Annotated in this window: 8 protein-coding genes; 6 read left to right on the top strand and 2 right to left on the bottom strand. The window is 47.8% G+C overall.

Going from position 1 to position 15,117, the window contains the following annotated elements; genetic code table 11:
- Positions 1-26: 26 nt before the first annotated feature.
- The gene (locus MHH89_RS17130) at positions 27-836 is read right to left on the bottom strand and encodes a histidinol-phosphatase (protein ID WP_076193295.1); all 810 of its coding nucleotides are present in this window, start codon (positions 834-836) and stop codon (positions 27-29) included.
- A gap of 71 nt (positions 837-907) precedes the next feature.
- Positions 908-1,810 (bottom strand): LysR family transcriptional regulator, encoded by a 903-nt coding sequence (locus MHH89_RS17125; protein WP_038573173.1) that lies wholly within the window; start codon positions 1,808-1,810, stop codon positions 908-910.
- A gap of 254 nt (positions 1,811-2,064) precedes the next feature.
- On the opposite strand from MHH89_RS17125, the gene MHH89_RS17120 reads away from it, so the two are divergent.
- The 6 genes from MHH89_RS17120 to MHH89_RS17095 all read left to right on the top strand — a co-directional run bounded on the left by MHH89_RS17120 (position 2,065) and on the right by MHH89_RS17095 (position 15,003).
- Positions 2,065-2,520: a chemotaxis protein CheX gene (locus MHH89_RS17120; protein ID WP_036679793.1), complete on the top strand. Its 456-nt coding sequence runs from the start codon at positions 2,065-2,067 to the stop codon at positions 2,518-2,520.
- A 28-nt stretch (positions 2,521-2,548) separates the two neighbouring features.
- Entirely contained in the window at positions 2,549-3,325 is a 777-nt protein-coding gene (locus MHH89_RS17115; RefSeq protein ID WP_076141978.1) for an SDR family NAD(P)-dependent oxidoreductase, read from the top strand.
- A gap of 97 nt (positions 3,326-3,422) precedes the next feature.
- Complete coding sequence (locus tag MHH89_RS17110) at positions 3,423-4,931, top strand: DEAD/DEAH box helicase (protein WP_076184753.1); 1,509 nt, start codon at positions 3,423-3,425, stop codon at positions 4,929-4,931.
- Positions 4,928-5,674, top strand: coding sequence for an ABC transporter ATP-binding protein (locus MHH89_RS17105; protein WP_339188400.1), 747 nt, complete (start codon positions 4,928-4,930; stop codon positions 5,672-5,674). The genes MHH89_RS17110 and MHH89_RS17105 overlap by 4 nt, the downstream gene beginning before the upstream one ends.
- A gap of 1 nt (position 5,675) precedes the next feature.
- Positions 5,676-6,896 (top strand): ABC transporter permease, encoded by a 1,221-nt coding sequence (locus MHH89_RS17100; protein ID WP_076141980.1) that lies wholly within the window; start codon positions 5,676-5,678, stop codon positions 6,894-6,896.
- A gap of 262 nt (positions 6,897-7,158) precedes the next feature.
- Positions 7,159-15,003, top strand: coding sequence for a glycoside hydrolase family 3 N-terminal domain-containing protein (locus MHH89_RS17095; protein ID WP_341087673.1), 7,845 nt, complete (start codon positions 7,159-7,161; stop codon positions 15,001-15,003).
- The last annotated feature ends 114 nt before the right edge of the window (positions 15,004-15,117 follow it).

Below are 15,117 nucleotides of genomic sequence, written 5' to 3'. Positions count from 1 at the left end.
GGGACGTTGAAGGCGTTTAGGCTAGATTACAGAGAAACTTTGACTTTTTGGCGCTGCTTGTAATAAACCCAGTGTGTAAAGCCTATTGCTTTGAGCTGTGCAGCTACCGCATCACGATCCTCAGCGACCCGGGACGGCTTATGTGCATCCGAACCGAAACTAACCTCTACGCCAAAATGTAGTGCCCGCTCCAGAATATCTTCAGAGGGATACCAGCCGCCGACCAGCTTAGTTCCGCCTGAGGTATTGATTTCGATGGCCACGTCACATTCACTAATTACACGCAGACAATCGTCAATCGGCTGAGGTGCAGGAATTTCGGAAAAAGCAGGATAATTCCCCTTCATCGCATCAATATGCCCGAGTATTTGGAACATACCACTGCGTGCGGAATCAGCAATCAACCGGTAATATTCAGACTTCACGCGGATCTTCTCATTTTTGCTAAGGTTTTTCCAGCGCCCTTTGTTAAAAATGCTGACTCCACCAACACTATGTACCGAGCCAATCACATAATCAAAAGGGTAGGCGGATAATGTCTTGCGGTATATCTCAGCATGTTCGGGGAAGTAATCTGATTCGATGCCTAACAGGACGTCGATAACGCCTTCGTACTCTTTTTTGAGGGAGAGAACATCATCTACATAATTAGCAAATTCGGATTTAGCCATTGCGATTTTGGGAAAAGCCTGATCGGATGGATCTCCGAAATAGGGAGTATGATCGGAAATACCTATAACGCCCAATCCAGCGGCAATCCCAGCTTCGATATAATCTCTAATCGTTCCGTCAGCATGGCCACAGCGGAAATGATGGGTGTGTAAATCAAATTTCATCAAGAACATCTCCTTTAAACAAGGTTATGCAATCAGCTCAGAAGTAATCGGTTCCACTTTGTGGGTGGGATTTATTCAGACCCGATAAATTGGGTTTCTGGCATGCCTTTAAGATCGCTTAGGAACTGCCTCATAGCAGAGTTTACGTATTTTCCTGATTTCGTGATCACACCAACAGGATGCGTGACCTCCAGCTCAATAATTGGCACAATTTTGAGAGTGCCGGCTCGAACCTCAGCGGTAACTGACTGCTTGGAAATAATGGCGGCGCCCAAATCGAGCTCGACCATCCGTTTCACTTCCTCGCTGCTGGTCAGCTCCATAATGACCTGAGGTTGAATGCCATGTTTGTTCAGAACCTCATCCGCAAATTTACGGCCCACTGTGTCTGGTGAGAGCAGAATCAGCGGGGTTTTGCTTAAGGCTTCTATCCCAGCGGTCTTCACTTGAGCGAGAGGGTGTCTGGGAGAGACCACCAGTTCGAAGGTATCATAATACAAAATGGAAGTAGACATGCCCGGGCTACGTCCAATTAAATAACCGATGCCGACATCAACAATGCCGTTTTCGACATGCTGATAAATTTGTGATGAGGACATAGAGGAAATTGATGTTTTGATATGGGGGAACTGGTCTTTAAAATAAGATAGAATACGCGGTAAAATTTGAATAGCGATTGAGGTAGTTGTGCCTAAAACTATATGACCTTGGGGATTTTCATCAAGATCTGCAAGCCGTTCCTTAAGTTCCTCGACAATCCTCACTATTTGTTCCGCATGCTCCAGAAAGACAGTCCCTCTATCCGTTAATGTAACAGGCTGGTTTCGGTCAACCAGCTGAGTCTTGAACTCTTCTTCAAGGCTCTTAATCTGTGCTGATACCGCTGGTTGGGTCAGATTAAGCAGTTCTCCGGCCTTGCGAAAGCTCATCGTTTTGGAAATTGTTATTAGTGTCTCCAGCTGGCTGATGTTCATGGAATACCTCCTTTGGACCATCGAATTGGATGTGTAATTGCGTTAATATCTTACGTTCCACGTTGGCATTTGTTTAAATTATAGGAGATAATACCCGGCAGAGCAATGTTGCTGCGTAAACTATCTTGGGTTTGAATTCGACATATGCATTAATTTTTGCTGAATTGTGCCGATATATAAAGTATAATATATCCATATTGCTTGGGACTTTTGGTATATGACCAAAGCACGATAAAGGGGGAGACTAGACATTCATGAAAGCAGAAGTAATTAATCCGTTTCTAGAGTCTGCACGGACTGTTATAGAACAAGTAATTCAGGTCTCGCCTTCTACGGGGAGTTTAGGCATTAAAGAAATTGAACTGATCGATAATCATATATGGATTCAAGTAGGGATGACAGGCCAACTGAGCGGAAATATTATATTTGGTATCGCGGAGCAGGTAGCCTTGCGAATGGTATCGATTATGATGGGTGGCTTTGTGATCACCGAGATGGATGAGATGGGTCAAAGTGCAATTTCAGAGCTGAGCAATATGATCAGTGGGAATGCCAGTACCATTCTATATAATCAAGGTGTTTCGGTGGATATAAGTCCTCCTCAGATTATGAAGATGGAAAGCATGTCTTTTATGCCTCGTAAAGCGCTTAGTATTCCGTTGTTGATGGATGGGGTTGGAGAGATGGATATTCAGGTGATGATCTCTTAGGCAAGAGTTAGGAGCTGAAATACTTTTCATGGTACTCAAAGATAAGGTTGTTGTGATTACAGGAGCGTCCAGCGGCATTGGTGCATTAACGGCACAGATGCTTAGTAAAAAGGGGGCAATCCCTGTCCTGGTAGCACGTTCCGAAGCGAAGCTGAAAGAAACAGCGGCCGGTATCCCGGGCGTTTTTGGACTGTACACCTGTGACGTAACAGATGCTGAGGGTGTTCAGAAGACCTTCGCACAAATTTTGGAGGCATATGGCAGAATTGATATTTTGCTAAATAACGCAGGGTACGGCAAATTTGCTGCTTTTACGGAGATGGAGCCTCATGAATTTGACGATATGATGGATGTTAACTACATGGGGATTGTCCGGTGCACGAAGGCTGTTATTCCACATATGCTGGAGCGGGGAAGCGGCCAGATTGTAAATGTGGCTTCCATGGCAGGGAAGATAGGCACGGCCAAGTCCGTAGCCTATACGGCTACCAAACATGCTGTACTCGGATTCACAAATGCGCTCCGTCAGGAGCTGCGGAAGAGTGGAATTATCGTCTCGGCTGTGAACCCGGGGCCGATTGCCACCGATTTTTTCAAAACGGCTGACCCGTCTGGCAATTATGAGAAGAGTGTAGCCCGGATGATGATGACCCCAGAGCATGTATCTTCTAAGATCGTTAAGGTTATGGAGACCGGCAAAGAAGAGCTCGATCTTCCGGGTCTGGCAGGGTTTGGCATACGGCTTTACGGGCTGTTTCCTCGCCTGGCGGACAAGCTTACTTATAATGCGATGAACAGAAAATAGACCCTGTTGTCAGCTTTATTGGCCTTCCATTTGGTGGAGAGGCCTTTTTGGCATATAATGAAGATATTATCTCAAGCGAAAAGGATGAATTACACTTATGAATAAAGCTTCTTTTGCGGCTATCGGCATTCAGGAAGACCTCATTGCCCGGTTGTCGGAATTCGGCATTAACGCTCCATCCCCGGTACAAGAGCAGACAATACCGCTTCTACTAGAGGGAAGAGATGTTATTGCAGCTTCCCAGACTGGAACGGGTAAGACGCTGGCCTATCTATTGCCGCTGCTTCAAACGATTAATCCGGAGCAGAAGGTGGTCCAAAAGCTGGTGCTCGCCCCTACACAGGAGCTGGCGATGCAAATCTTACGCGAGGCGGAACGTTATGGTGAACAGCGCGGAATCCGAGTTATGGGTCTTATTGGCGGGGCCGCAATCAAACGCCAGATTGACAAGCTGCGTGAGCATCCACAGCTAGTTGTGGGAACACCTGGGCGGATCCGTGAGCTGATTGGACTTCGTAAATTGAAGATGCATGAAGTCAGTACTATTGTTCTGGATGAGGCGGACCAAATGTTCCAGCTTAGCGGAGCCGGCGAAGTCACAAAGATTGTCAGCAGTGCGCTGCGTTCACGCCAGCTTGTTATGCTGTCGGCAACGATCGGACCAGAGACGAAAGCGCTGGCTAATCGTGAAATGAAGAATCCGGCAGAGGTTGGGATTGCTCCAGGTGTAATGACTGCTGAAAGCTTGGAGCATCATTATGTTGTTGCTGAAGAGCGTAACAAAATGGACATGCTGCGCCGGGTGATTCGCCATTACAATCCCGATAAAGCGATTGTGTTCGTGAATGCTACAGATGATATTGCCGAGGTTGAGGCTAAGCTGAATCATCTTGGGCTTACTGCGGCAGCACTTTACGGAGATGCCGATAAGGTAACGCGCAGCAATGTATTAAAAGGTTTCCGGGAAGGCAAATTTCGTGTGCTTGTTGCCAGTGACGTAGCTGCCAGAGGACTGGATATTGAGAATCTTTCTTTGGTAGTTAGCTACGATCCGGCTTTTGATTCTGAACATTATGTACACCGTGCAGGCCGTACCGGACGGATGGGACGCCGCGGCTTATCTGTAACAATTGTTACAGAGCAACAGACCTTTATCATGCGGAAGTTCGCCCGCGAATTGGATATTGCGCTTGAGGAGCGGGAGATGGTCGGTGGTAAGGTGCTTGCAGCAGATGAAGCACGCAGCGCTTTGCACAATGGACGGGGACGGAGTAATGAAGGCAGTGGGCAACGCCGTGATGGATCCGCTCCACGCAGCGGCAAGCCGCCTGTTAGCACATCTGGAGCCTCCAATGTTCAGTCGCCATCCGTTGGAGCAGGTACACCGCCTGCCAAAAGAATGGCTACGATTAACACAAGTGAAACAACAAGCGGAGAACAACAGCGCGATTCACAGCGCAGCGCGAATCCTTCTGCGGGAGCACGCGGAGATGCGACTCCTGCACGGAGCAAACGCAGCAGCAATGCGGAACGTGAGAAGAACCGTAAAAATAAAGGAGCTCCAAAGTGGTTGAAAGACAAAACTCCGAGAGGTGACGGTCAATGAATAATGCTCCCGTATTGCAAATTACGGGTCTCAGTGGTGGGTACAGCCTGAATAAGCCAGTGCTGCATGATATTGCACTTCAGGTGCAGCCTGGCGAAATGGTTGGATTGATTGGTTTAAACGGAGCAGGAAAAAGTACGACGATGAAGCATATTCTAGGATTGATGTCGCCCCATAAGGGCGATATCACCGTACAGGGCAAGACGCGTGCTGAAGATCCCGTTGGATACAATAATGCGTTGTCTTTTGTACCGGAATCGCCGCTGCTGTATGACGAAATGACGGTTCGTGAGCATGTTGAATTTACTGCCAGAGCTTATGGGGTAGATCAAAAGGATTATGAATCCCGCACCTCGCATCTTGCCAAGCTGTTCCATATGGAGGATAAGATGGACACCCTGTCGACCCATCTATCCAAAGGGATGAAACAGAAGGTTATGATCATGTGCGCTTTCGTTGCACGACCTGCTTTATATGTCATCGACGAGCCCTTTTTAGGATTGGATCCGCTAGGGATCCGCTCCTTGCTTGATTTCATGATGGATCTGAAGAACTCTGGATCGTCGATTCTGTTAAGCTCTCATATTCTTTCCACAATAGAGAATTATTGCGACCGTTTTATTGTATTGCATAAAGGTAAGGTGATTGCACAGGGCACGCTGGCGGAAATAGCGGCAACTGCCGGGCATCAGGGGCTGACTTTGGAGCAGCTGTTCTACGAGCTGGTTCAGGGAGGGAGATAATATGGATTTGAAAGAGCTGCGGCGCACGCGGCGCGGTAGATTCATGGGAAGTATGCTTCCTTATGTGGGATATATCATTCAAAGCGGCGTAGCCATGGTCTTCCTGTTCGTGTTGATTGTCTTCTCTGCTTGGTATACATCGCTGCTACAAAATGTACCTGAAGGCATTCCCATTCGCTGGATTATGTTAGCATTACTGTTGCCTGCGACAGTGCATAGCGGCTTCCGAACCTATTTGCAGACCCCGGATACGATCTTTCTGCTGCCTCAGGGTCACCGCATGAAGGAATATTTTGCACCATCCTGGGTCAGTGGAAACGTGTGGAAGATCATTCGCTTGTTATTTGTACTGATCACCCTTTGGCCGTTGTACATACGTACAGATGATTCTCCCAAGCGACTTTTATTTACAGTGTTGATCCTGATTGCTGTGAAGCTGATCGCGAGTTATGGATTATGGAAAGAGATAGCTATGCTGTCACGTCCGATGGCAGGTGTGTATGCTTTCTTGCGCTGGGCAGTTGGAGGTTTGATTATTGCCGCTTGGTTGTGGCAGCCTGCCGGCCCGAGCCTGATATTTATGGTGTTATTGGCAGCAGCCTATCTTGCTGCACTGTCTGTGCCCGGACGTCACGCTGTGCCATGGGAAAGACTGATCGCCATGGAAAACAATCAAGGTGCACGTGCGCTGATGGTTCTGGGCTGGTTCGTGGATGTGCCGGGCCGTGAGCAACGGGTGTATTCCCGCCGTTATCTTTCCAAATGGGGCGCTAAGCTGCCTTGGCGCAAGGATACTGCTTATCGGTATCTGCTGACCAAAAGCTTTGCCCGGGGCGATATCTTTGGAATCATTATGCGGATATCGGTGCTGGCTCTGCTGCTGAATTGGTGGAACCGTGATAGTTACTTTGGCACCGGAATTTATTTGTTCTTCCTGTTCATCATTGGTGTTCAATTGTCGGCACTCCGCAAATTGCATAGCGAGTCTTTTTGGCTGACAGTGTATCCTTTTCCTGAAGGCAGTAAGGCGGACAACACAACACAATTTGTATTCCGTGCGCATCTGGTTGTGGCATTGGTTCTTGGATTACCTTTCTTAGCTTCCATAGGTGACCGTCTGATGCCAGTGATCTTTACCTTAGCGGCAGGTATTGTGGTAGTCTTTCTGTTTAAAGGATACTTGTCCCGCAAAGCGGCACGATTGGATGACGACGATCTGTAAGGCAATTTCATATTCACAATAAAAAGGCTGTCTCACAGTAGAGAAATTCTACGAATGAGAGAGCCTTTTTTTGCTGGAAGCATAATTTGAGCCGGGCAAGTCCTTAAATTTGCAAAAACGGAACAGAGTATTTAAAAAATGCTGTATGTCTTTTACCAGATGGCTCCAGCATAATAAGCCTGTATCTTACATCATGTATACGCTTCCATTCATAGGCGTAGTCATCCGTACCAACAAAACAGTATTGGGGGAGGATTCAGGCGTGAAAAGAAGATTATCAATATTCATGGTGGCGCTTTTACTATCATCCTTATTCTTGAATGTGCTTGAGGCGGGTATACCTCGGGCCGCAGCGGATGCCTCAGGAGTTCCAGTGTACTATGATCCCACAAAAAGTGTGGAGGAGCGCACTGCGGATCTATTATCCCGAATGACGCTGGAAGAGAAGATTGGGCAGATGGTTCAAGCAGAAAGAGCTGCCGTCACACCTGAGGAGGTACAGAAATATGCTCTTGGCTCTGTACTCAGCGGGGGAGGCTCATTCCCTAACGGAAAAGAAAGTGACAGCACTCGCGATAACTGGAGAAGTTTGATTGATAGCTATCAGGATGGTGCATTGTCTACCAGATTAGGCATTCCGCTGCTCTATGGGGTGGATGCGGTGCATGGACATAACAATGTCAAAGGCGCGACGCTTTTTCCGCATAATATTGGCCTAGGGGCTGCTAATGATCCCGCATTGACTGAGCTTATTGGTGCAGCTGCTGCTAAGGAAGTAGCCGCAACAGGAGCGAACTGGACGTTTGCCCCAACGATAGCCTCCCCTCATAATGCAAGATGGGGTAGAACCTATGAAGGTTTTAGTGATAATCAGGATATTTCAGCAGAACTAGGTGCGGCTTATGTGTTTGGTCTGCAAGGACGGACTGCTGCTGCATTGGCAGGGACAGATACAATCACGGCAACTGCAAAACATTATCTAGGTGAAGGTTATACGGATAATGGTGTAAATCAAGGCAACATCACTAAATATACCGAGCAAGAGATCATGGATAAGGATTTGAAAATTTATAAAGCAGCTGTAGACGCAGGGGTGCAGACGGTTATGGCCTCCTATCACAGCATCCAAGGTCTTAAAATGCATGCCCATAAACATTTGCTGACCGATGTTTTGAAGGGTGACAAGAAAAATGGCGGACTTGGCTTTACCGGTTTCGTTATTTCGGATTATAACGCTGTGCAGCAAATCACAGTGGATAGTGAAGGCAAAGCTGTTAGCGGGTTGAAGAACCAGCTAAATGTGTCCGTAAACGCCGGAGTCGATATGTTCATGATGCCGACCGTTTGGAAGGATACGATTAAGTACATCACAGAACTTGTAGGCGAAGGTAAAATCTCTACTGAGCGCATAGATGATGCGGCAGAACGTATCCTGCAGGTCAAAATCGCTTCAGGATTGTTCGAGCATCCCAAAAGCGAACCGGAGCTGTTGAGTGCTTTTGGCTCAGCAGAAAGCCGCAAATTAGCCCGCCAAGCTGTGGCGGAGTCGCTTGTTCTTTTGAAGAACGATGAGGTAAATGGAAGTCCAATTCTATCGCAATTAAGCGGGATGGATAAAATATTCGTAGCGGGTAAAAACGCTAATAATATCGGTAACCAAGCCGGCGGCTGGTCGATCACTTGGCAAGGGAAGTCGGGCAATATAACTGAAGGCACGACGATCCTCGAAGGGATAAAGGAGGCTGTTCCTGCTTCTACAACGGTCACATATAACCTTAATGGGCGTGGGGCTGCGGGTTATGATGCGGCGATCGCTGTTATCGGTGAGACACCTTACGCCGAGACCGATGGCGACCGGACCAGCTTGAATCTGGATGAGCAGGATCTGGCGACACTTGCGAATATACGTGCTGCTGATCCTAATATTCCGCTTATCGTTGTACTGGTGTCTGGACGTCCAATGACGATAGCCAGCCAATTGGAAGATTGGGATGGGCTTGTGGCAGCTTGGCTACCAGGCACAGAGGGTGCTGGAGTAGCTGATGTGTTATTTGGTACTAAGGATTTTGTAGGCAAAAATCCGATTCGTTGGCCATTCACTTTGAACAATTATCCGGCAGACAATAACAGTACAAATGTGTTATTCAAAACGGGATATGGCTTGACCAAAAATGAGAAAACACCAAAGCTTCCAACCGCTCCTGTCGATCCGGAAGCTCCAGAGATTCCTTCCCTGCCGATTCCCGGCAAAATTGAAGCAGAGGATTTTTTGAACAAAAGCGCAGGACTGCAAACTGAAAATACGCAGGATATAGGTGGCGGTCTCAATGTCGGCTATACCTCGGCTGGACAGTGGCTCGAATATAACGTGAATGTGGCGCAAGCAGGTACGTATCAAGCCGATTTCCGCTATTCCGTTAATAGTGGCACTACAGGCGTCAACATCAAATCAGCAGAGGGAACTAAGCTAGGAACATTAAGCGTGACCTCAACAGGTGGCTGGCAGAATTGGCAGACGAAAGCTGTAGAAAATGTTGTGTTTAAGAAGGCAGGGTTGCAAAAGATCCGTCTGGAATTTACCGGTGGGGATATCAACCTGAACTGGGTAAGCTTCACTCGAACAGGTGATGTGCCTGTAGATCCATCGAATCCCGGAGATGGCGGGGAAAGCACTAAACATGTTATTAAGTCAGATGTAGTTAGCTCTTGGGTATCGAGTGAGCGAGATCCTTCCGATCGGAAGTGGTATTATGCTGACCGTTATCAAGAGGGTGATTTGAAGCTGGAAGAGCAGGCGAAGCTGGATATTGTGGTTCCCGACGTGAAGGCAGGTACAGAGCTCCATATTGATCCTGACCGGAAATATCAATCTATTCTAGGGATCGGTACCTCCATGGAGGAATCGACGGTCAATAATCTGGCGAAGATGTCTGCGGCGAAGCAGGAGGAATTGCTGCGGAAAATGATTGATCCTGTATCGGGGATCGGAATGAGTATGCTCCGGTTGACGATTGGGACGGCTGACTTTACAGATAAACAATTTTATACCTACGATGATATGCCTCCAGGACAAACCGACATTAATTTGGAGAATTTCTCCATCCAAAAGGACATTGACTACCATATCATCAGCACGGTTAAAAAAATTCAAAACATCAATCCGGATATTAAGTTTTTCGCCTCACCTTGGAGCCCGCCCGGTTGGATGAAGACTACAGACAGTATGATCAAAGGCCAAGTGAAGGATGAATATCTGCCTGTACTGGCCAAATATTATCTTAAATTCGTACAGGAGTACGAGAAGCTGGGAATTACCTTTGAAGGTCTGACCTTGCAGAATGAACCTTTGCTGGAAATTGAATATCCAAGCACCAAAATGCCGTGGGAGCAAGAAGCCCAGCTGGCTAAACTGCTGCGGAAGGAATTAGATGAACATGGTTTCAAAGACGTGAAGCTGTGGACATTTGATCATAATCCTGGTGACACGATGGCCTATCCAGCACAAATCCTAGGCAATCCTGAATTAGGTGCCTACGATGCGGTGGACGGAACTGCTTTTCATGATTATGGCGGTGACCTTGGTCTGATGACCCAACTCCATAATCTCTATCCTGACAAAAATGTATATTTGACCGAACGCGCAGTCTGGGGTACCTCAGGCGCAGACCGCATTGCACAATATTTCCGTAATTGGGCCCGCAGCTATAACTCCTGGGTAGCGATGCTGGACAGTGATATTGCCTCCCATCAGTGGACCGGAACGCCAGACCCAACCCCGATTGTGCAGGATTCGGGAGACCGTAACCATTACTGGCTGCTGCCAGAATATTATCTGATGGGCCAATATACAAAATTCGTTAAACCGGGGTACGTGCGGATTGATAGTGACTACGGCTCAAGCGGTACTGTAACGAACGTAGCTTTTGCTAGTCCAGATGGAAAAGAGATTGTGACGGTAGTAATCAACCAGACGTCGGATCCACAGCCGTTTAAATTGCTAGTGGACGGTGCGCAAATTAGTGCTGTGCTGCCGGCGAAATCAGTGGGCACTTATAGCTGGGAACGTCTGAATGGTATACAGGCGGTGCCGGGTGTAGTGAATGCTGTTGATTTTGAAGAAGCGCAAGGGGTTTACACTGTGAATGAGCAGGGTTATATTGGCGGGTTCTCGCCAGACGCATCGTCCACCTTCGACTATGTGATTGATGTTAAAGAGAGCGGTGAATATTCACTTCAATTTAAGCATGCCGCTCAATTCAGCGATGGCGCCGGAAAATCGGTGGAGATTAGTGAAGATGGTAAGGTCATTGCTACGCTTCCAATTGTGCAGCAGACGGAGAGTCTGACCGATTTTGCAGATTATCAATCCTTGATCTCTCTGAACAAGGGCATTCACAAGCTCACCTTGAAGACGAACGGGAACGGTTATAATATCCGTTCATTAGCTTTACGCCAAGCGCCTTCCGGATCACATGAGCTTCCTGCTGTGCTTCAAGGGCAAGACTACACGACAGCTTCAGGTGTATTAGTAACGGGTGGTGCAGTGGGTTATACTGACCCCGGCGATTGGGTGAAGTACAAGATTAATGTACCTGCCAGCGGTACCTACCCACTCCTGATCTCCTATGCTACTAATCAGGATGATGCAGAGCTGGAACTGCTGACGGGAGAGGATGGAGTAACGGTAACGGCAGCTACTTATGCTTTGACGAAGACGGGGGGATGGTCCAATTGGCAAATAGCTAATGGAACGGTAACCTTGCCTGCCGGGGAGCAGACGCTGACCATGAAAGTAAATGGAGCAGGATTTCATCTGCAGTCGCTTACGATCGGCCCCGCGCTTCAATCGGAGACTGCTCTGGTAGAAGGAAATGAGGAGGGTGCAGAAGTTATCGTCAAGCTAGTAAATGACAAATATGCACCTGAACTGGACACCGCTTATTGGTCTATTGAAGGTTACGAAGGTACAGTTGTCGATAGCGTATACCGGGTGGATGATTATACAGCGAAGGTCGTATTAGCGGGTACGCGAATTATTGATTTCGACACGGATCGTATTCTTACGGTTACCGCTGATGTGTATCAGACAGAATCAAATCAGTCTTTTGGCAGCGTACGTGTTCTGAAATTGCCTCTTATAGTTACAGCAATCAACGACGAAGAGAGCATCAGTCTTTCTCCGAGTACGCTGCCTTATCAAGTGAACGGGAATGAATTGGTAGTCAGCCTTTCAGGAGGGACATTTAATCCTGATGCCATTCAGAGCATTTCTGTCTCGGGCCCAGGTAAGGATCAGGGGCATGTAAGTATTGGGGCAGCTGCCTTACTTGACCCTACCCATGTGAAGCTGACGCTGGCATGGAATGATCATACCCCGTATTATAGTGATTTGCAGCTTACCGTAAATGTGCCAGCAAATGCTTATGCCGATTCAAGTGGTGGCGGCGTGCTGCGTGCGGAGGTTAAGCTCTTAGGAACAACTAGTGCTACAGCACCTATAGAAGTCACAAGCTTGAACGCACTGGATCAATTCTACCAGCTGCAAGGGATCACAGTCAGCGGTCAAGGCAGCGGAGCGAAGCTGACCGGCATTGATGCTGGAGACAGCATCGATTACTGGGTAAATGTGCCGCAGGATGGAAACTATGCTTTTACGCTTACCGCGACTTCCGCGAATGGTGCTCCTAAGGGCATTATTTATAAAACGGAGGATGGGAAGACATTAAGAACCGTTGATGTGCCGAATCTTTACTCGCAAACCGTTGGCATACGCACCGTTCTTCAATTGAAGGCGGGTGAACAGAAGCTGCGCCTGCAAGCTGGATCAGCAGGATACGAGCTCAGTGGTATTCAAATAGAACCTTATACTGAAGAAATCATGGATGGCGCTGGTTCTTTAAAGGTGGAAGCCGAGAATTATTACGATGCTACACCCAATGGAATTCAGAGTACCATGACTGGCGGTGTGCTGGACTTTAGAAATGTAGGGTTTACCGTTGCAGGGGGTTCCATGGATTATGTCCTTGATATTACTGAAGCCGGATTTTATAAAATCGTATATCGGTATGCTACAGCACAAGGCGGGGTAAGCACTACGTTATCTGTAAAGGGTACAAAACTCTCAACAGTGCCTATGCCTACTACAGGTGGATGGTCGAATTACACGCTGGCGAGTGGTGTCGTACAACTTGCGCAAGGAAAACAGGTAGTACGGATGAGCTTCAATAATGACGGTGCCAATCTAGATTGGTTTACGCTGGAACGGACGGAAGAAGGAGAGCAGCCGATTCATTCAAAGGTTTCCTTACCCGTTTCTTCTTTGAAACCGGGAGCTTACAGCGGATTACAAACGATCAGCCTTACTACAGCGACATCAGGAGCAGAGATTCATTACACAACCGATGGGTCATTGCCTACAGCAGACAGTCCACTTTATACCGGAACTATTGACGCAGCAGGAGTCACAGTTCTTCGTACGATAGCGGTAAAAGAGGGCATGGAGAACAGTTTTGTAGCTCCATTCACGTATGTGATCAGCGGAGTGGTTGATATGAAAACGGTGTCTGCACCGCAGGCTGATCCTGCCGGGGGAACTTATACAGGGCAGGTTGCCGTGAAGTTAACTACAGCTACAGCTGGAGCGTCTATTCACTACACGTTGGATGGCACTGTACCTACAGCAGCCAGCGAACTGTATAGTGGAGTGATTTATGTAGGCAAGAGCAAGACGATTAAGGCGATTGCTGTAAAAGAGGGCTGGAAGCCAAGTGATATTTCCAGTTTTGAATATATTGTTTCTGCGGATAAACCTGATCCAACACCAACACCAACAGCAACGCCTGAACCAACCCCAAGTCCAACCATTGAACCGACTACTCGGCCAACGACAGCACCAACTTCCGGAAGCGGGGGTACCACAGGTGGTGGCAACAGCGGAACAACAGGGGGGAATTCAAGCGGAAATGCAGGCAGTGTAACCGGCAGCACCCTCCTTACAGCAACACCAGTGCTGAACAGTAATACCGGTGCGGCGAGAGCAAGTGTAGACCTGGAGAGCTTGAAAAAGGCTGCTACAGCAGGCTTAAGTGGAGCAACTTCAGCGGTTACTGTTGATATACCGGCAGTAGCTACAGCTAAGGGTTATGAGCTGCAATTGCCAAACGGTATAATCTTTGCAGATGATAAGACTTCATTGGTCGTTCATACTGAATTTGGTGTGCTGGAGCTGCCAGGTAGTCTGCTGAAACAAGCGGCAAAAGAGGCAGGAACCCCTTGGGTAATTACGATAACCAAGGTGGATTCAGATTCTCGTCCAGAATTTAAACTGAGCGTAACTATCAATGGCAAGGAAGCCGTATGGAACAGTCCTGACATGCGGGTTAAGGTGTCCCTACCGTATATTCCACGATCAGAAGAACGTGGTAAAGAAGGACATATAACGATTCATAGTCTGAATCCGTTGGGGATTCTAACGGTTGTTCCAAGTGGCAGATATATCGCTGCTACAGGGATGGTTTCCTTTACAGGAATTCTCTCTGGTACGTACAGTATCACCTTTACGGAGAAGACATTCCGGGATATCGGTAAATTTGAGTGGGCCCGCAATGCGATTGAGGTGCTTGGCTCCAAAGGCATCATCAACGGAATGACAGAGGATCAATTTGTACCTCAAGCGGAAGTGAAGCGGGGAGATTTTGTGCTCCTGCTTATAAAAGCGCTTGGCTTGGAAGGCGTTAGTGCAGAAAGCTTCACAGATGTGCAGCCTGGCGATTACAGATATGAAGCGTTGGCTATAGCGAAGCAGTTGGGGATCGCCACTGGTCGTCCAGATGGAAGCTTTGATCCTAACGCTTCTGTTACGCGGCAGGAAATGATGACATTGGCTGCAAAAGCGATTGCAGCAGCCGGCAGACAGCTTCCAGCCGGCAACGGAGCTTCAATGACCCGTTTCACGGATAGCCAGCAAGTATCAGCGTTTGCACGTGACAGTGTGGCAGCACTAATACGTGCTGGCCTGATCAAGGGAGACGGCTTGCGGATTCATCCACAAGGTGTTACCACCCGTGCAGAGGCAGCGGTTTTGATCTACAACTTGTACAATCTGTAATACATCAGCTGTAAAGATACTTTTAGCTTTTGGGCTGTCGCAGCCGTAGATTTTCTACGTTTGCGACAGCCTTTTTTAGGTGTGGTTTGGATCTACATTAAGACTGCACCTCCG

This window comes from Paenibacillus sp. FSL H7-0323 (assembly GCF_038002725.1).
GTDB classification, from domain to species: Bacteria; Bacillota; Bacilli; order Paenibacillales; family Paenibacillaceae; genus Paenibacillus_AQ; species Paenibacillus_AQ odorifer.
This window is presented reverse-complemented; position numbering and strand designations above follow the sequence as displayed.